Origin of the sequence: Galbibacter sp., assembly GCF_048266365.1 — a bacterium.
Taxonomy (GTDB): domain Bacteria; phylum Bacteroidota; class Bacteroidia; order Flavobacteriales; family Flavobacteriaceae; genus Galbibacter.
Genome location: NZ_JBLWZP010000005.1, coordinates 25,079 through 42,330 on the forward strand (window position 1 = coordinate 25,079; position 17,252 = coordinate 42,330).

The 17,252-nt window shown below is 37.4% G+C and carries 20 protein-coding genes; 2 read left to right on the forward strand and 18 right to left on the reverse strand.

Annotated elements, in window-relative coordinates; translation table 11 throughout:
• Window positions 1–30: 30 nt before the first annotated feature.
• Window positions 31–2,298 (reverse strand): anion permease, encoded by a 2,268-nt coding sequence (locus ACN0TV_RS09125; protein WP_417362279.1) that lies wholly within the window; start codon window positions 2,296–2,298, stop codon window positions 31–33.
• A 323-nt stretch (window positions 2,299–2,621) separates the two neighbouring features.
• Between ACN0TV_RS09125 and ACN0TV_RS09130 the strand changes: the two genes are divergently transcribed.
• Together ACN0TV_RS09130 and ACN0TV_RS09135 are read left to right on the forward strand one after the other, a co-directional pair.
• Window positions 2,622–2,822 carry a dodecin family protein gene (locus tag ACN0TV_RS09130; protein ID WP_417362281.1) on the forward strand — a complete coding sequence of 67 codons (201 nt, stop codon included), beginning with the start codon at window positions 2,622–2,624 and terminating at the stop codon, window positions 2,820–2,822.
• 131 nt (window positions 2,823–2,953) lie between these two features.
• The gene (locus ACN0TV_RS09135) at window positions 2,954–3,766 is read left to right on the forward strand and encodes a mechanosensitive ion channel family protein (protein WP_417362283.1); all 813 of its coding nucleotides are present in this window, start codon (window positions 2,954–2,956) and stop codon (window positions 3,764–3,766) included.
• Here ACN0TV_RS09135 and tsaB read toward each other — a convergent pair.
• From tsaB to gcvH, 17 genes are all read right to left on the reverse strand, one after another.
• On the reverse strand, window positions 3,763–4,446 hold the full coding sequence (tsaB, locus tag ACN0TV_RS09140) for a tRNA (adenosine(37)-N6)-threonylcarbamoyltransferase complex dimerization subunit type 1 TsaB (protein WP_417362285.1): 684 nt from the start codon (window positions 4,444–4,446) through the stop codon (window positions 3,763–3,765). The two genes, ACN0TV_RS09135 and tsaB, sit on opposite strands and share 4 nt — an antisense overlap.
• A 21-nt stretch (window positions 4,447–4,467) precedes the next feature.
• Complete coding sequence (locus tag ACN0TV_RS09145; protein ID WP_417362286.1) at window positions 4,468–5,838, reverse strand: TolC family protein; 1,371 nt, start codon at window positions 5,836–5,838, stop codon at window positions 4,468–4,470.
• Window positions 5,839–5,863: 25 nt separating this feature from the next.
• Window positions 5,864–6,988, reverse strand: coding sequence for an efflux RND transporter periplasmic adaptor subunit (locus tag ACN0TV_RS09150; protein ID WP_417362288.1), 1,125 nt, complete (start codon window positions 6,986–6,988; stop codon window positions 5,864–5,866).
• A 12-nt stretch (window positions 6,989–7,000) separates the two neighbouring features.
• Complete coding sequence (locus ACN0TV_RS09155) at window positions 7,001–8,257, reverse strand: ABC transporter permease (RefSeq protein WP_417362290.1); 1,257 nt, start codon at window positions 8,255–8,257, stop codon at window positions 7,001–7,003.
• Window positions 8,258–8,259: 2 nt separating this feature from the next.
• Window positions 8,260–9,489: an ABC transporter permease gene (locus ACN0TV_RS09160; protein WP_417362292.1), complete on the reverse strand. Its 1,230-nt coding sequence runs from the start codon at window positions 9,487–9,489 to the stop codon at window positions 8,260–8,262.
• A complete protein-coding gene (locus ACN0TV_RS09165) occupies window positions 9,482–10,183 on the reverse strand; it encodes an ABC transporter ATP-binding protein (protein ID WP_417362294.1) in 702 nt (233 codons plus the stop codon). The genes ACN0TV_RS09160 and ACN0TV_RS09165 overlap by 8 nt, the downstream gene beginning before the upstream one ends.
• 202 nt (window positions 10,184–10,385) lie before the next feature.
• Window positions 10,386–10,598 carry a hypothetical protein gene (locus tag ACN0TV_RS09170; RefSeq protein ID WP_417362296.1) on the reverse strand — a complete coding sequence of 71 codons (213 nt, stop codon included), beginning with the start codon at window positions 10,596–10,598 and terminating at the stop codon, window positions 10,386–10,388.
• A gap of 18 nt (window positions 10,599–10,616) precedes the next feature.
• A complete protein-coding gene (locus ACN0TV_RS09175; protein WP_417362298.1) occupies window positions 10,617–11,150 on the reverse strand; it encodes a DUF420 domain-containing protein in 534 nt (177 codons plus the stop codon).
• The gene (locus ACN0TV_RS09180) at window positions 11,150–11,833 is read right to left on the reverse strand and encodes an SCO family protein (RefSeq protein WP_417362300.1); all 684 of its coding nucleotides are present in this window, start codon (window positions 11,831–11,833) and stop codon (window positions 11,150–11,152) included. Before ACN0TV_RS09180 ends, ACN0TV_RS09175 begins: the two co-directional genes overlap by 1 nt.
• A gap of 16 nt (window positions 11,834–11,849) precedes the next feature.
• Window positions 11,850–12,536 carry a hypothetical protein gene (locus ACN0TV_RS09185; protein WP_417362302.1) on the reverse strand — a complete coding sequence of 229 codons (687 nt, stop codon included), beginning with the start codon at window positions 12,534–12,536 and terminating at the stop codon, window positions 11,850–11,852.
• Between the two features lie 76 nt (window positions 12,537–12,612).
• Complete coding sequence (locus ACN0TV_RS09190; protein ID WP_417362304.1) at window positions 12,613–12,960, reverse strand: cytochrome C oxidase subunit IV family protein; 348 nt, start codon at window positions 12,958–12,960, stop codon at window positions 12,613–12,615.
• 18 nt (window positions 12,961–12,978) lie between these two features.
• Complete coding sequence (locus ACN0TV_RS09195; RefSeq protein WP_417362306.1) at window positions 12,979–13,959, reverse strand: cytochrome c oxidase subunit 3; 981 nt, start codon at window positions 13,957–13,959, stop codon at window positions 12,979–12,981.
• A 53-nt stretch (window positions 13,960–14,012) separates the two neighbouring features.
• Window positions 14,013–14,594 carry a cytochrome c oxidase subunit 3 gene (locus ACN0TV_RS09200; protein ID WP_417362308.1) on the reverse strand — a complete coding sequence of 194 codons (582 nt, stop codon included), beginning with the start codon at window positions 14,592–14,594 and terminating at the stop codon, window positions 14,013–14,015.
• On the reverse strand, window positions 14,594–15,496 hold the full coding sequence (gene cyoE / locus ACN0TV_RS09205; protein WP_417362310.1) for a heme o synthase: 903 nt from the start codon (window positions 15,494–15,496) through the stop codon (window positions 14,594–14,596). The genes ACN0TV_RS09200 and cyoE overlap by 1 nt, the downstream gene beginning before the upstream one ends.
• A 175-nt stretch (window positions 15,497–15,671) precedes the next feature.
• Window positions 15,672–16,382: an energy transducer TonB gene (locus tag ACN0TV_RS09210; RefSeq protein WP_417362312.1), complete on the reverse strand. Its 711-nt coding sequence runs from the start codon at window positions 16,380–16,382 to the stop codon at window positions 15,672–15,674.
• Window positions 16,383–16,461: 79 nt separating this feature from the next.
• Entirely contained in the window at window positions 16,462–16,860 is a 399-nt protein-coding gene (locus ACN0TV_RS09215; RefSeq protein WP_417362314.1) for a VanZ family protein, read from the reverse strand.
• Window positions 16,829–17,209 (reverse strand): glycine cleavage system protein GcvH, encoded by a 381-nt coding sequence (gene gcvH, locus ACN0TV_RS09220; RefSeq protein WP_417362316.1) that lies wholly within the window; start codon window positions 17,207–17,209, stop codon window positions 16,829–16,831. Before gcvH ends, ACN0TV_RS09215 begins: the two co-directional genes overlap by 32 nt.
• Window positions 17,210–17,252 lie beyond the last annotated feature (43 nt).

The window sequence follows — 17,252 nt, forward strand, 5'->3', positions numbered from 1 at the left end:
TCTATAACCAAACTTCTTTTTTACCCTTCTTTACATTCGTTGTATATTCTTATAGTCCTGATAGAACTCCTTAAACAAGGTCAACAAATTAATGGTGGCATCGATTAAATCTTTGGTTTCCAAAAGAAGACTGAAATATAATTTGGTGTTTTTTGGACTTGTCTCAGTACTTCGAATCCGTTCGACCTGTTTTTGAATCAGTCCAGAAACATCATCCAACAATACTTTTTTATCTACAATGATTTGATCTAAGTCTTTAAAGTCATTCGACTCAATATCTACTACAATACGCGTATACAAATCTTGCAATCGACCCTCAATGCGTTTCATATCACGAATTTGGTTGAATTTTAATTTTCGATGATTGTTATTCACATGAGCATAACTACTTTTTCTAATGTAACCTATGGATTGCACCATATCTTGTAAATAATCCAATATCAGAATGTAAAATTTACTAGCACTTACAGAGTTCTCATCCAATGATTTTACAAAATAGAAGATTTCACCCTTAAGTTCATCAACTTCAGATTCTAGCTTAGTAAACTGTTTTTTTGTCTTTCTGAGCTTGTTCAAATCCTGAAGCCCTAAATTATCAACCACAGTACTGTAAAGGGAACATATTTGCTTAATGACTCTGGAGATATTATCTGAGCTCTCGGCCATAATCTCATTAATAGTGATCAATGAGGTACGCTCCATCTTAAAATTCTCATGTTTAATTTTCTCCTTCTTCTTATAAGAGATATAACTTCGTGTGAGCAATATTGCAGTTGCTAATAATAAAATAACCACAGCAGTCAAACGGCCGTAATAAATTAATACAGCCAGTACCCCACTTGCTACAAAAGCTAGAAGCGCCGTGACAAACCACCCTCCTATGACGTTGAGAACTCCTGCAACTCTATACACAGCACTCTCCCGACCCCAAGCTCTATCAGCCAATGAAGACCCCATGGCAACCATAAAAGTTACGTAGGTTGTCGAGAGCGGTAGTTTTATGGTAGTGGCCCATGAAATTAAAATACTTGCTACCATTAAATTCACTGAGGCCCTAACCATATCGAAAGCACGCTCATTTCTAGAATTAGCTGTTATTACTTCTGGGATATCCAGTTTATTTTGAAATCGCTTATACAAACCCTTAGGTATCATAGCCCTCAGACCGTACCCAATATTTAAACTAGTCCTAACAATAATTCTAGAAAGAAAATTTGAATCAAATTTTTCAGTAACTGCACCACTTCGAGAAAGGTCAATTTCCGTTTGCATTACGGAACGTGCCTTTTTGGACCACCAGAGCGCAACTACCATAATGAATCCCGAGAGACCTAACAAATATGAAGGTGTGTTCACCCTGGTTGCAAGGGCTTCCATGGTGTAATCATTAGGGAGTGTACCATCCAGAAGATACGATGCCTCCCATAACTCATAGGATTGTAAAGCAGCTATTGGAACGCCTATAAAATTGACCAGATCATTACCTGCAAAAGCTAATGCTAAGGCGAATGTTCCCGCCAAGACAATAACTCTAAGGATGTTGATCTTAGTAAAGATCGCAAGCAAAAAGGAGACTATGGTGAAGAGCAGGAGCAAACTCAGAATAAGTAGCACTCCGTTCTGATCTGCGTATTCCATATACGATGCTGGAAAAATTGCTACACCTTTTAGTCCTTTAATCAAAATGAAGTAACTGATGGAGGTCAAAGCCACACCTCCAAAGATTGGTTCTACTAGCTTAAATTGCTTTTGAAATCCGGATGAGAACAGTAGTCTTGAAAACCACTGTACGATAGCACCTATGAAAAAGGCAAGCAAAACAGAGAGCAAAATACCTAGAACGATCTCAACGACTTTATCCCAATTAATGGATGATGACAAGGAAGTTAAGGTGTCATGGGCATTTAATATTTTGATGGCAGATATGGCCATAGAAGCTCCTAAAAGTTCAAAGACTATTGAGACTGTGGTAGAGGTAGGAAGTGCGAAAGAATTAAAAAGATCCAGCAACAATACATCAGTAATCATCACGGCTAAAAAGAGGATCATTATTTCATCGAAAGTAAACTGCCAGGGATTAAAAATCCCCTTACGAGCTACCTCCATCAAGCCAGAGGAGAAAACAGCTCCTACCGCGACACCCAAACTCGCAACTATCAAAATAGTCCTAAAGGATGCGGCCTTTGAACCCACCGCAGAATTAAGGAAATTAACGGCATCATTACTCACGCCTACCACAAGATCCACAATGGCTAAAAGAAATAAAGCCGCCAACATGAAAACATAGAATTGTTCCATAAATACAAAATAGCTAATTTGACAAAATTGCTACAAGAATTTATAATCACCGTTAAAATAAAGTTGTTAAACCATTATCAAGAAATTAAACCTTTTTGGAAATTAGACAAGGAATACCAAAACAAAGTCTTTTTTAGGGCCAATTCGGTAGGATAATTCAACGCAATACAGCCTTGAATTCTTAACAAGAATAGGCTACATCCTTAGATTTAAAAGCTAAAAATTGAGTAATATACTTAGGATTAAGCCTTTGATGTCATAATATTCAAAATTTTTATAGTATATTTAAGAGAATAATGAAATTAATCCTAAAACAAAACATCATGGCAGTATTAAAAGTAATAGAAGTATTGGCAAATTCTAGTAAAAGTTGGGAAGATGCTACCCGCAATGCCGTTAAAAAAGCATCATCCTCTGTAAAAAATATCAAATCCGTATATCTAAACGAGCAAAGCGTTACGATAAAGGATGGGGATGTCGATCAATATAGAGTAAATGTGAAAATCACTTTCGAGATTGACTAATCAAGTAAAGATTTATAATTTATACATTTTAAAATACAGCCGAATGTTAACATTCGGCTGTATTTTTATTAATCTTTTTTCTTTTCAATATTTTGAATTTACCTTTGAATGAATAACTCAAAATATAGTTTATGGACATAGAAAAATGGATAGAGTATTCCTATGATGTTGCCAAGGAATTTGCACCGAAAATTGTAGTGGCTTTAGTATTATGGATTATTGGAAACCTGATTTTTACAAGGCTTCTCAAAATCGCCAAACGTATAATGGAAAAAAGAAAATACGAGGTAAGCCTTCGTGGTTTTCTTTCCTCACTACTCTATTGGGCGTTTAAAATTATTCTAATTCTTGTGGTGCTCGGCACCTTGGGTGTTGAGACAACTTCTTTTGCAGCCATACTTGCTTCTGCCGGTTTAGCCGTTGGTTTGGCATTACAAGGTTCTTTAGCAAACTTTGCCGGAGGTGTACTTATCTTAATATTTAAACCCTTTAAGGTCGGAGACTTTATAGAAGCCCAAGGACTCTCAGGTACGGTCAAGGAAATTGGAATTATCAATACGACTTTAAACACTTTCGGAAATCAATTGGCTATTATTCCCAACGGAAAACTCTCTAATGAAAATATTGTTAACTACAGTGCAGAAGACATTCGTAGAGAAAATATAATTACAGGAATTGGTTACGATTCTGATATCAAAAAAGCGAAAGAAGTTCTACTTGATATCGCCAATTCTTTTGACAAGGTTATGAAGGATCCCGCTCCTGCGGTTATGGTTGTGGAGCTTGCTGACAGCTCCGTGAACCTCTCTTTGCGTTATTGGGCGACTAATGATAATTTCTGGGATTGCCGTTGGCACGTTCTAGAAACCATCAAGCATAGATTCGACCAGGAAGGGATCGAAATTCCATATCCTCATCAAGTTGAAATTCAAAAAGAGTCTTAAGGCTTAGCCTTAACACCAACAAAATCTTTTAGATAAAATGGTTCAAAGTAGGCGAGATTTTCAAAATCGCCTACTTTGTATTTTTCTGCAGCTATCACAGCCATTTCATTGGCTGATGGATAATGCACTTTTTCTTGAAAAATGGCATTCTGATGTTCAATCACCCCCTTACATTTGGCGGCACCATCACCTATAAAGTAAACTTTTGCATGATCCAAATACGCTGCAAAGGAGTTGGAGTCGATAATTTCTGCTTCAGTCGCCCTTAATTGATTATAACGGCTGTTATACACCGCCGAATACACCTCCATTCGCCTGGCATCAATCAGTGGTACGATATAGGACGTATCTTCATTTTCTAGTTGATATTGTCTTGCCAGTACCTCTAGTGTATCCACAGCAATGAGTGGCTTATCTAAAGCAAAACAAATTCCCTTTACCGTTGAAACACCAATGCGTAAACCTGTATAAGAACCCGGGCCCTTGCTCACTGAAATTGCATCCAGATCTGAAGTTTTCAATCCAGCAGTTTTAAGTGCCTCTATAATAAACAAATGTAAATTCTCGGCATGACTATAGCCTGCATCGTTTTGCTCCACCAGAGCAACCACCTTAGACTTATTACTTATGCTAACGGAACAGTTCGTGGTGGAAGTTTCAATATGTAATAGTATCGCCATACTGCAAAAGTAGCTGACTTTCTACCATTGTTCCAAAGGAATTCCATAATAAAACTGTAGGAGCTTTAAACGGAATATATAATTGTACTTGGCTTGAATCAAGCTAGCCTCAGCGTCATCTAATCTTGCTTGGGCTTGAGAGTAATCAAAACTGTTCATCAAACCAACATTATAACGTTCTTGTGCATATTGGTATGCAGTACGTCTTGCCTCTACGGTTTTGTCCGCAGCCTGATAACTTTTAAAGGATCCTTGTACATCAACATAAGCCTGACTTACATCAGTCTCCAATTGTAACTGATCTTGCTGCAGTTGTAACTTAGCACGCTCCACTAAAATTTTATTTCTTTTGATATTATTGCTGACATTGAATCCATTTAATATCGGGATATTGATCTGTACTCCATAGGATATTCCATCTTGAATCCATAACTGATCTACAAAGCCAATTTTTTCTCCAGGAATATATTGTCCAGTATTAGGATCCTGGAAACCAGGATAAGTCGCATTATCAGAATACCTGGTGTTGTATTGGAAAAATGCAGATAAGGTAGGATATCGTGCTCCTATTGAAATGTCGAGATCTTTTTCAGCCAAGTCTACCTTAGATTGCGAAACTTTAATACTATTCATCACCGTAGTGGCTTTATCATAAATCTCACTCAAAGGAACCTCCAAGATGGCATCATCTGGTATCATATACCCTTGATCGACTACATCAAAATTCTGGTAGTCTGTTATTTGCAACAATTGAGCAAGGCTAATTCTAGAAATCAAAACACTGTTGTCCGCCGCTACTATTTGTTGCTCTTGATTCGCAGCTGTAGCTTGAATCTCAAGTAAATCACCTTTTGGGAGCACTCCATTTTCCACAAGTTCATTGGTACGCTCTAGATCTTGTTGGGTAGACTTGTATTGTGCCTGGAAAACCTTCAGTGTCTCTCTGTTAGATAAAATCTGAAGATAAGCATTAGCCACTGCCAAGCGAATATCGTCTCTAATATCATCAGATTGATACTGAACCGATAAAGCATAGAGTTTTGCCCGATTCAATTGGTGAAAATTACGCAAACCATCAAATAAGGTCAAAGAAGATGAAATAGAAGGGGTAACATTAAAAAACTTTTGATTCACGAAACCATTGGTTGTTGGATCAATAGAATAACCAGTACTTGAAGAAGCAGACGCCTGAGCATTTATGCTGGGAATAAAGTTACCTATAGCATCCGATTTATCAATGATCGCATTCTCCATGTCAAGTTCTGCCTGCTGAATGGTAAGGTTGTGTTCTTCAGCATACCGAACACATTCCTCTAAGGTCCATAATTTTTTATCCTGTGCATGGCTAAAGGCCATGGCCAAAGTGGCTACTAATACTATTCTAAATTTCATAAATATTATCTTAGTTGTGTTTCACTTAAGAGTTATTTGTTTCTTTAGTGCTCTCCATAGGTTCTGTTTTATTCCAAACCTTGATCTTGTCAGATTCGGTTATTCCAGATAAGATCTCCACATTAATACCATCAGAAACTCCTAATTCCAAATCTCTTCGCTCATACTCGTTTTCGCCTACTTCTACTTCAACATAAGGTTTTTCAGTTTCCTTATCGAATTGTAACCAAGCTTCTTTGATGGCCAAAACATTCTCTTTCTTTTCAAGTATAATGGATGCGTTGGCACTATACCCGGCACGGATAAACACACTGTCAGGTATTTCAATATTTGCTTCTATGTTAAACTGTACAGCTCCTTGGTCCTCAACACCTTTTGGAGCGATAAATTTGAGTTTCGCATCGAATTCTTCAGATTGCATTGCACCTAATTTAATACTGATAGGCATTCCGATTTCCAACTTCTCTACTTCTGCCTCATCGACTTGTCCTTCAAAAATCATTTTAGACATGTCTGCAATAGTGGCAATGGAAGTTCCATCGTTAAAATTATTAGCCTCGATAACCTGATCCCCTTCCTTAACCGGAATTTCCAAAACAGTACCATTAACTGTGGCTCTAATATTTGTGTTCGCTGTCGTGGAACCACCTGCTGAACCTACTCGAATAATTTGATAATCATTCCTAGCGTTTTCCAACTCTTGTTTAGCTTGTTTGTATTGTAATTCGATGGCTAAAAAGTCCTGACTAGCAACCACACCCTTATCAAATAATGTTTTGTTTCTATCGTATTCTATCTGAGCATTACCAAGGGAAATCTCAGCATTTCTTACACGTCCTCTGGCACTTACAAGAGATTGTTCATTTGGAACTACTTTAATAGTCGCAATAAGATCTCCGGACTTCAATTGATCTCCTTCTTCTACTAGGATCTCTTCAATAATCCCAGAAATCTGTGGTTTAATAAGTACCTCGTCCTCAGGTATTACTTTTCCGGTAGCCAATACGCGATTGGTAATGGTTTCCTCTTTTGCAGCGGCCGTGTCAAAGGTGACTGCAGGCTTACTATTAGTTTTTAACACTCTGGCAACCGCATATAAAACTAAAAGAACTCCTATTGCGATTAAAACGTATTTAAAAATTTTCTTCATGGTTGTAGTTATTTATTCCTCTCTTAATGCTTCTATTGGTTTTATTTTGACGGCTCTATTTGCCGGTATTAATCCTATTAACATGCTCAGGCCGATCATTAGTACAAATGAAATCACGATCTGCCCGATACCCACGGTGGGATTGGTAAATGGAAATTCCGTAGAAGATCCAAACTTGTAATCCAGCAAGTGCAATAAAGCTACTGAAATCACAAATCCTATGAGCCCCGCAAAACTGGTTAAAACAATGGATTCTAGGATGATTTGTCTTTTAATTACCTTTGGTGTAGCTCCTAATGCACGGCGTACTCCTATTTCATTGGTTCGTTCCTTTACTGTTATCAGAAGGATATTACTCACAGCAATAACTCCAGCGAGTAAGGTAAAAATACCAACAAAGAAGGCGAAGCCCTGCAAGACCATCGTAAAGGCGTTAATTCCCTTAAAAATCTCTGATAAATCAAAGGATCCAAAGGCACGGATATCATCAGGATGTACTTTATATTTTTGTTTCAATAGTGTCTTAATTTTGGTCTCAGCAACAGATACTTGTTTATCTGCATCAACCAAAATTGCCATCCATCCAATTTTATCTCCAGTATTGAAGGCACGTTGAAAGGTTGAAAAAGGTACAAACACAGCATTTTCACCTTCAAAATTAATATTGTCATTCTTCTTGAAAATACCAATTACCGAGAAGTAGATTCCATTAATTTGTATGGTTTTTCCAATTGCTTTTTCTCCTTTTTTAAAAAGTAACTTATAAGTATCCACTCCAATGACACAGACCTTTTTAGCCTGATCCATATCATTTTGATTCAAAAATCGACCTTCGACTATTCGTTTTTTAGACACCTGGTCAATAGTTGGATAATCTCCATAGACGGAAGAACCGCTCGTTTGACCATTGCGCATTACAATAGACGATCCGCCAAAATCACCCAACTGAATTCTAGGAGATATCAGTTCCACTTCATCCACCTGTCGCTTGATCATCTCAACATCTTCCAAGGTGAAATCAATATGTCTGCCCCTCTCAAATCCACCATAAGCCATGGAAGTCGATTGACTCCACATAAACATACTATTGGCAGCAGTTCCTGCAAATATTTTATTAAACCCATTAGACATTCCAGTTGTAGCCCCAAGTAAAAGGATCAAAATGATGATCGCAAAAATCACACCTAGGGTAGTCAGAATGGTTCTGAGCATATTTTTGGTTAGTGTACTCAACACTTCACTCCAAAGATCTTTATCAAATAGTCCCATAATTAATCTGCTCTAAGTGCTACAATAGGTTTTACTCTCGCTGCCTTTACCGCTGGAATCAAGCCCGCCAGTAAGCCGGCCACAATCAGCACAATGGTTGAGGTAATCACTGTCACATTATCCACCGAAGGGTTCGAAAAGGCGGGTGCATCAACCAAAGGAGATATTAATGAAACCACTCCCATAGCGAAGAGCATTCCACCGAGCCCGGATATAGAGGTGATAATGACAGATTCCATCAGAACCAGTTTAATGACATCAAACGGCTTAGCTCCTAATGCTTTTCTTACTCCAATTTCCTTGGTGCGTTCCTTGATTATAAAAACCAAGATATTTCCTATACCTACGATTCCAGCGATCAGAATTAGCATTCCAATAGCGATACTAATCATGGACAACATCGTGGTAAAGTTTGCCACATCAGCAAAACCTTCTGCATAATTATTGATATAGATCGCGCCCTGATCTTCAGGGTCTATAATCAGTCGCCTCTTTAATGACTTTTCAAGAATATCCGAAAAGTTAATGGCTTCAGCATAATTGAACTCGGGATTGTAGGTCAATGAAATTCGATCTACATTAGTGGTATTACTATACAGCCGTTGAAAGGTCGTAATGGGTGCATACATATTTCTCTCTGAGCGTTCATTCCCATCATCAGAGAATACGCCAACAACTCTATACGATAAGCCATTTAAAACTAAATTCTTTCCGATAGGATCCTCTTCTTTGAATAATTCTTCAGCACACACAGTTCCAATAACTACCACTTTGGATGTGTTTACCATATCATTACCATTGATAAAACGACCTTTATCTATGGAGACTTTTTCAATAAATATATGCTCAGGATTGACCGCATTTACGGAATAGTTACCTCTTTCAGAAAGATATCGTGCGTCTACACTCTTGGAAAGACGTGGAGATATGTACTGGTAATAGCCAGGAAAACTACCTTTAATAAAATCTACATCTTCATTTTCCAATTGAATCCTTCGTCCTTTTTCAAAGCCGCCAAATGGTTTTGTAGTGGTACTCGGGAAGATAATTATGGAATTGGTGGCGTCATCCCCAAATTGCTTCATAAAGCCATTTTTCAGACCATCAACTGAAGCCAGGAGCAGCACCAAAATAAAAATACCCCAGGCTACCGAAAAGCCGGTAAGGAATGTCCGAAGCTTATTACTGCGAATACTGTGAAGTATTTCTGACCAAAGATCTCTACTAAACATGCTCGGAAGCTCTTACTTGGTTTACTAAAGTATCTTCAACGATAAGCCCATCTTTTAGATGTACGATACGTTTACACATATGAGCGATATCTTCTTCGTGAGTCACCACGAGAATGGTTTTTCCTTGATCGTTGATCTTTTGAATCAAATCCATAACCTCGTAGGAAGTTTTACTATCCAAAGCACCTGTTGGCTCATCTGCTAACATCACTTTGGGTTCAGCAGCAAGGGCTCTAGCAATTGCCACCCGTTGTTTTTGTCCCCCCGATAATTCACTGGGCAGATGATCTATCCAAGGTTCAAGTCCTACAGAAGCCAAGTGCTTTACTGCACGTCCCTTCCTCTCTTTCCTGTTAACTCCTTGATAGTATAAAGGCAAGGCGACATTTTCCCAGGCAGACTTATAATTAATAAGATTAAATGATTGAAAGATAAATCCCAGGAATTTATTGCGATAGTTTGCGGCCTTAGTTTCATTAAGGTCTTTAATAGGAACACCATCTAGTATATATTCTCCTTCATCCAAACTATCTAACATTCCTAAGATATTTAGTAAGGTAGATTTACCAGAACCAGATGAACCCATAATAGCTACAAGCTCTCCTTCCTTGACATTAAAATTTATCCCCTTTAGAACATGTAAGGAATTACTCCCCATGTGGTAAGACTTATGAAGGTCTTTTATTTCGATCATGATGGTTAGGTTTTCTATAGTTTTGGTTGAGATGTCTTCAATAAAAAAGACTTCTCGTGTTATAGATACACCTATAAGACCACCAAGTCCTTCTTTTGTTACATCAAAAATGTAAAATATTTGTTAAAAGGCAAGGGGATGCTTTAATTCTTCTTCAAAATGCAATAAAGCTAGTTGAAATTCAACGCGATAAGCTCCTGAATTACTTCATCCGCTTAAAGATAAAGAACCCAATTACAGCTAATAGAACATAGGGGACGGCCATCAAATACATAATACCATTATTCACTCCTCTAGCCAATTCCTCACCACCACCACTCTCCAAGGCTGCTCTACACATAGCACATTGGGCTGACATAAACTCGGGAACCAACAAAAGCAATAAAATAACATACAGCGTTCTAAACCTATTCATAATTTTTTTATTTTAAAACTAATTGACGTAATACGGTGAAATCATTAGATACACAACGACTCCACTAACAGCCACATACAACCATAATGGAAAGGTATACCTGGCGATCTTCGCATGTCTTTTATAATCCCCAAATAGTCCCCTAACAAAGGTAATCAGAACCAAAGGAATGATTACGATAGATAATAAAATATGTGAAATCAAAATAAAGAAATACACACTCCTAACCCATCCAGTTCCACCAAAGGGTGTAGAGTCTGAGGTCATGTGGTAGGCCACATACATCGCCAAAAAGGCAACGGATAATCCAATACAAGTTTTCATCAAGAGTTGATGTATCTTCATATTGCCAGACTTAATAGAAAAAAAAGCAGCAACTAATAATACGGCTGTACAACCATTAATAGTCGCGTAAATAGGAGGCAAAAAAGTCAAAGGCTCAGCATTTGGAATTTTCACCCCAAACAAAATAGCCACCAGCAATGGAATGGCAACTGAAAAAGCCACAATCCACTTCTTATATCGCTTCTCCGCACTTATCATCTCACTCATTACTCTTGGTTTAAAAGCAGTCTAACATCCTGTTCCAACATCTTAATTCCACTATCCGAAGTACCATCATAGTAAACAATTGGATTTCCGAAATTGTCTATGCGAGACCGTATATATCCTTTTTTATCGACCAAGGCAAAGAATCCGGAATGTTCAAATCCACCTTCGGCATTAGGATTAACACCCGCGTATAAATTAAAACCTGTATTGGCGAGCTTATAAATCGTTTTCAAATCCCCAGTCATCATGTTCCAATTCGGATTTCTAACCCCATACTTGTCAGCATAGGCTTTTAAAACCTCGGGTGTATCGTGACTAGGGTCTATGGTGAATGAAGCGATACCGAAATCTTTGGATTTCCTAAAGGCATTCTGAAGCTTGACCAAGTTGGAGTTCATCACTGGACAAATAGAAGGGCAACTGGTAAAGAAAAACTCCACCAAATACACCTTATCCTTATAGTTGTCATTTGATATGGTATCATTATTCTGGTTCACAAATTCAAAATGAGGAACCTTACCAATTTCCACCAAACTTTCACTTGAAGCAGTCTCCTTTCCTATGGCATGCCTGTCGAGATCCACCACAGTTCCATTCTGAATACGACTCACAATTTTAGGAACAAAATAGATCCCAAACACAAGGATCACAAAGCCAACTATTATGTAAGATTTATTTTTCACAATACACTAATTTCGTTTATTTAGAGTCTTTTTTGTTTGGCATTTTGAGATATGACTCTCTACTACTACCATTCCCATTCTTTCTTAGAGCAAGTCTATATTCTGCAAGCATCACCTTAACATCATCAACCATTTTGTGATGTAGGACAGCCACAGAGGTGGCATCATAACCATAAAGTGGTTCTTCAGTGTCTTTATCCTTCTTACGGCCTCTTAAGGCAGCAGCCTTATCTATAATAAATGCATAAGGGGTATATAAGGTTTCATCTAAGGTATAAGGAGAGTTTAAGCTATTAAACACCTCTTTGATAGTATCCTCCGACCCATAGACGAAATGCCAATTTGCAATATCAGTAAAACTTCCGAGCTCGTTACGTATGGTATCTACTTGCTTTCTTGCAGTCTCAGGGAGCAATACAATCATGTGAAAGTCCTTGAACCCATTAAATCGCTTATAAATCTTTTGATTTAAATTAAAAGCATTTAATTTATGGGAACCGATTTCACTTCCCAAAAAAGTGAGCACGGTGATTTGATCCTTAAACTGAACTTGGTTACCATTGTGATCCTCCAAATTCACCAATTCTGCTACCTGAGGGCTTAAAACTGGTAACCTTCCAAAGTTATTTACCCCTGAGGAGAAAAACAGATACACTGCTATGGGAAGAATTAACAATACACTAATAACAATATATTTCTTCATTTGGCGTCACTTCAATATCAATTCTACAAAAATAAAAAAGACGGTCTTAAACCGCCTTTAAAGTATTGTTAAAGTATTAGAAATCCCAGGCCTGAAAGCCATGCTTGAGGACCTCGTGGTTATAGTCACCCTCAACCAAAATGATAAAGATCAAATAGGGAATTAATATAATCAGCGGTAAGACCACACTCCACCTCATAGAAGCTGTCTCACCTTCCATGTGCATAAATGCCCAAGTAATATAATAGGCCTTAACGATGGTAAGTATGATAAATATCCAGTTAAGGATTTTCATCCCAAGAATATGTGACTCTAATGCATCAGGTCTTATAATCCCGAATGCTACCTCAACTATTGTGATGATAGAAAGTATGAAAAATACATACCAGATTCTTTTCGTATTTGATTCGTGTGCGTGTGTCATTTTAATAAATAATATTAATTATACAAGATAGAAGAAGGTAAATACAAAGACCCATACAAGGTCTACAAAGTGCCAGTAAAGACCAACCTTTTCTACCATTTCATAACTGTTTCTTCGCTCGTAAGTTCCTAAGATCACGTTGAAGAAAATCAAGATATTGATACAAATCCCGGTAAATACATGGAATCCGTGGAATCCAGTGATAAAAAAGAAATAATTCGCGAATAGTGGGTGACCGTACTCATTATGTACAAGGTTCGCTCCTTCAACGACAGCCACAGCCTTTTTCAAAGTTTCTGCAGTCTGCTGACGATCTAAGGTAACTTTACCAATACCCTCTTCGATACTTTTTTCTGTTCTTACTACAATATTAGGATTAGCTTCGAAACCTGCAATAACCTCTTCAAGAGATACTGATGTCAGTGTAGTTTCTGATTCATACCAGACTCCTTTATTAGCAGTGTGGGTTGCGCGCTCTCCATGTAATGGAACTGCAAAATCTCCAAGCGCAACACGCTCTCCGGTACTAGCATCGACAAATTGGAAAATTCGTCCAGAATTCGTTTCAACTGCTCCGTATTGCCCTTTAATGAAATTTTTCCACTCCCAAGCCTGCGAGCCAAGAAATATCAAACCACCAATAATGGTTAGTAGCATATAAAAGGTAACTTTCTTTTGTTTCATTTGGTGCCCAGCATCCACGGCAAGTACCATAGTTACTGAAGAGAAAATCAATATAAAAGTCATTAGAGCCACGTAATACATAGGTGCGTCTACACCATGTAAAAACGGAAAGTGATTAAACACTTCATCGGCAATTGGCCAGCTATCAATAAATTTGAAACGAGAAAAACCATAAGCGGATAAAAATCCTGAAAAAGTAAGTGCATCAGATAAGATAAAGAACCAGATCATCATCTTTCCGTAGCTGGCTCCCATCGGTTGATTTCCACCACTCCATACTTTTTCTTCAGAACCTGTTGTAACAGTAGCTTCCATAAATGTTAGAGTATTCTTAATATTTAAAAATTTGTCAAATTTACGTTTTTTCTTTATCTAAAGAAATAGAAAAATAGAATCAAATAAACCCATAAAAAGTCAAGAAAGTGCCAAAACATCGCACCTAACTCTAAACCAAGGGTTTGACCTGGTTTATATTTTTCTTTAAAATGATTATAAATTACTACCAATAACACGACTAAGCCTCCAAATAAATGCACTAAATGCGAGAAAATGATCGCATATAAGAAGGAGGTTGTGATTGTACTCTCACTTCCGGTAAAGTAAAAACCGGCTTCAATGAATTTAGAAAATCCTTGAAATTGCAAAATAACAAACACCAAGCCTAGCACAAATGTAGCTAATAAAAAAGAAGTAGCCTTACCTCGCTCACCCTTTTGAATAGCTTTTTTTGCTACAAAAAAAGCAATACTACTCAGTACGATTGCAATTGTACTATATAAAAATGCGATTGGAATGTCTATTTGAGAGACCCAATCCGGTCTGGATTTACTTACCACGTACGCACTTGTAAGCCCAGCAAACATCATCGCTACACTAATCATTCCGAACCAAAGCATCATCTTCTTTGCTCTAGCCGTCTTCATCTCAATACTCCCCTGGGTTAAATCCATCAACTTATAAATTTATCTATGACATATATAATTTGCATTAATGAAATATAGCTAACGCTAGCCAACATTAATGCTCTTGCCGATTTATCATCTCGTTTTCGATAAAGACGAAAGGCATATAACAGCATTATCACTCCTAATATAAATATAATCACTGCTGCAGGTATGGATAAGTGAAGCGAGCCCGTTAGTCCTGTTACAGGAAAAACAGAGGCCAATATCATCCATAAGGTGTACATGATAATTTGCAATGCCGTTGCCTTATCCCTTTTCCCTGTGGGAAGCATCTTGAATCCTGCCTTAGTGTATTGGTCATGCAGCTTCCATCCAATTGCCCAAAAGTGTGGGAATTGCCAAAAGAACTGTATCATAAACAATGTACCTGGCTCGATCCCAAAATTATTTGTAGCAGCAACCCAACCTAACATAAAGGGGATTGCTCCAGGAAAAGCACCAGCAAACACTGCTAATGGTGTAATTGTTTTTAAAGGTGTATAAACACAAGTGTAGAGAAATATAGAAATCGCTCCAAACATTGCGGTCTTAGGATTCAAGTAATAAAGGGTTGCAATTCCAAAAATCGCACAAGTCGACGCAATGGCTAAGGCCATATTTACAGGCATTCTACCAGAGGCAATAGGGCGGTTGGCCGTCCTTTGCATCTGCTTATCAAGATCTCGCTCTATGATTTGATTAAAAATATTTGAAGCACCAACGGTAAAGTAACCACCGATACCTAAAACAAGAAGCTCCTTTATACTGACAATATCAGCACCCAGAAGATAGCCCATAACTGATGAAAACACAACACTTAAAGTTAAACCAACTTTAGTGATCTGCTTAAAATCATCAACTATAAGCGCAAGTGAAAATGTTCTATTGGTTACTGTACTCAATGCCATTACAAATAAGTTCTACACATTTTAACAAACGTGAAACACCTTTATATGATTAATTCGGCTGCAAAGATAACGTACAAAAGAATTTTTTCCAATGATTTACTGCCCTAAGTGTGGAAATAAAAAAAGTCTGAATAGAAATCCAGACTTTTTTATATATAATATGATATTTAATAGCTTAGTTCAATTTGAAAACGATTGGATAAGCAAAGGTTACAGGAGTTGGTCTACCCCTTTGTTTTCCTGGGATCAACTTAGGCAATGTATTAATAATTCTACGTGCCTCCTTATCCAAACTCTTATCCGGAGCTCTAGTATTAAGAACAGTTACCGTACCATCCTTATTAATACGGAAGCTTACATAAACTCTTCCTTGAATTCCCATTTCTTGAGCAATTTCAGGATATTCAAATGTTTTCCTTACGTGTTTATCAAGATTCTCTTTGAAACAAGCAAATTGTTCAGCCTTCGGTACATTTTTACACTGTTCGAACATTGGTTTATCTTCAATAACAGCAAAAGGTACATCCACATCAACTGGAACTTCAACCTCTACAATCTCTTCAACCTCTACAATCTCTTCGTTCTGATCGGTTTCTGTTGATTCGATCACAGTTTCTTCTACTTCTTCCTCATCTTCAACAACCTGAATTATTTCAGGAGCTGCTGGTGGCGGTGGTGGCGGTGGTGTCTTTATTTGCTCAGTCATAGGGACGTCTTCTTCAAGCTGATCATCAACTTCCATTACATAATCAAATTTTTCAACCTTGTCATACTGCTTGTATTCAATGGCTGCCCACATAAGAGCGGAAGCCACAGCAAGACCAAGGGCGAAAAGCACCCCGCTGTAACGTCTTATATCGGCTTTTGGATTCTTCTTAAGTTCCATAATCTATATTATTTGTTTGCTAATTTAAATATTTATTTACTTATTTTCCAATTAAATCTATTTTTTTAACGCACTAACGTTAATTATTCATTCTTTTCAGCAATCCAAACCGGATAAGCAAAATAGCTGTTAGAATACCCGTTCCATTTGCAAGAACATCATTCATTTCGGCACTTCTTCCAAATGGCAGCATCAATTGTAATACCTCAATTATTATGCCATACACGAAAGAAAAAAGTGAAACTTTAAGCAATATACCTTTTAATCCGGGCTTATAAAAATATAAGAAACACAATATGGTATTTACGAAATAGAAAAAACCATGTGCTAATTTATCTGAAATTTTAAAAACAGGTTCTACATCCCTTACTATACCCGCAGGAATTAAACATGCCAAGGTTACTAAAAACAACCAAAGCACCGCCATGATAAGGAAATAAGATTTCTTAACCCGCAATAAGCGCTTTATAATCGGCATCACTTAATAGCTGATCTAATTCTGAAGGATCAGAAAATTTCAATTTAATCATCCAACCTTCCCCATAAGGATCTGTATTGACAAGTTCTGGCGCATCCTCTAAAGCCTCATTAAATTCAATAATTTCACCTGTTAATGGCAAAAATAAGTCAGATACTGTTTTTACTGCTTCAACCGTCCCGAAAACCTCTTCACGATCGAGAGTCTCATCAAGAGTATCTACCTCAACATAAACAATATCTCCTAATTCACTCTGGGCAAAGTCAGTAACTCCTATTGTTACAACATCCCCTTCTATTCTGATCCACTCGTGATCTTTGGTGTATTTCAATTCTGAAGGAATATTCATATCATTTTAATTATTAATTAGCTCGACAAATGTAATTCATTAT

Bases quoted from the DNA above. Each gene is read 5' to 3' on its own strand.
- ACN0TV_RS09125 (WP_417362279.1), bottom strand. From the start codon at position 2,298: ATGGAACAATTCTATGTTTTCATGTTGGCGGCTTTATTTCTTTTAGCC.
- ACN0TV_RS09130 (WP_417362281.1), top strand. From the start codon at position 2,622: ATGGCAGTATTAAAAGTAATAGAAGTATTGGCAAATTCTAGTAAAAGT.
- ACN0TV_RS09135 (WP_417362283.1), top strand. From the start codon at position 2,954: ATGGACATAGAAAAATGGATAGAGTATTCCTATGATGTTGCCAAGGAA.
- tsaB (WP_417362285.1), bottom strand. From the start codon at position 4,446: ATGGCGATACTATTACATATTGAAACTTCCACCACGAACTGTTCCGTT.
- ACN0TV_RS09145 (WP_417362286.1), bottom strand. From the start codon at position 5,838: ATGAAATTTAGAATAGTATTAGTAGCCACTTTGGCCATGGCCTTTAGC.
- ACN0TV_RS09150 (WP_417362288.1), bottom strand. From the start codon at position 6,988: ATGAAGAAAATTTTTAAATACGTTTTAATCGCAATAGGAGTTCTTTTA.
- ACN0TV_RS09155 (WP_417362290.1), bottom strand. From the start codon at position 8,257: ATGGGACTATTTGATAAAGATCTTTGGAGTGAAGTGTTGAGTACACTA.
- ACN0TV_RS09160 (WP_417362292.1), bottom strand. From the start codon at position 9,489: ATGTTTAGTAGAGATCTTTGGTCAGAAATACTTCACAGTATTCGCAGT.
- ACN0TV_RS09165 (WP_417362294.1), bottom strand. From the start codon at position 10,183: ATGATCGAAATAAAAGACCTTCATAAGTCTTACCACATGGGGAGTAAT.
- ACN0TV_RS09170 (WP_417362296.1), bottom strand. From the start codon at position 10,598: ATGAATAGGTTTAGAACGCTGTATGTTATTTTATTGCTTTTGTTGGTT.
- ACN0TV_RS09175 (WP_417362298.1), bottom strand. From the start codon at position 11,150: ATGAGTGAGATGATAAGTGCGGAGAAGCGATATAAGAAGTGGATTGTG.
- ACN0TV_RS09185 (WP_417362302.1), bottom strand. From the start codon at position 12,536: ATGAAGAAATATATTGTTATTAGTGTATTGTTAATTCTTCCCATAGCA.
- ACN0TV_RS09190 (WP_417362304.1), bottom strand. From the start codon at position 12,960: ATGACACACGCACACGAATCAAATACGAAAAGAATCTGGTATGTATTT.
- ACN0TV_RS09195 (WP_417362306.1), bottom strand. From the start codon at position 13,959: ATGGAAGCTACTGTTACAACAGGTTCTGAAGAAAAAGTATGGAGTGGT.
- ACN0TV_RS09200 (WP_417362308.1), bottom strand. From the start codon at position 14,594: ATGGATTTAACCCAGGGGAGTATTGAGATGAAGACGGCTAGAGCAAAG.
- cyoE (WP_417362310.1), bottom strand. From the start codon at position 15,496: ATGGCATTGAGTACAGTAACCAATAGAACATTTTCACTTGCGCTTATA.
- ACN0TV_RS09210 (WP_417362312.1), bottom strand. From the start codon at position 16,382: ATGGAACTTAAGAAGAATCCAAAAGCCGATATAAGACGTTACAGCGGG.
- ACN0TV_RS09215 (WP_417362314.1), bottom strand. From the start codon at position 16,860: ATGCCGATTATAAAGCGCTTATTGCGGGTTAAGAAATCTTATTTCCTT.
- gcvH (WP_417362316.1), bottom strand. From the start codon at position 17,209: ATGAATATTCCTTCAGAATTGAAATACACCAAAGATCACGAGTGGATC.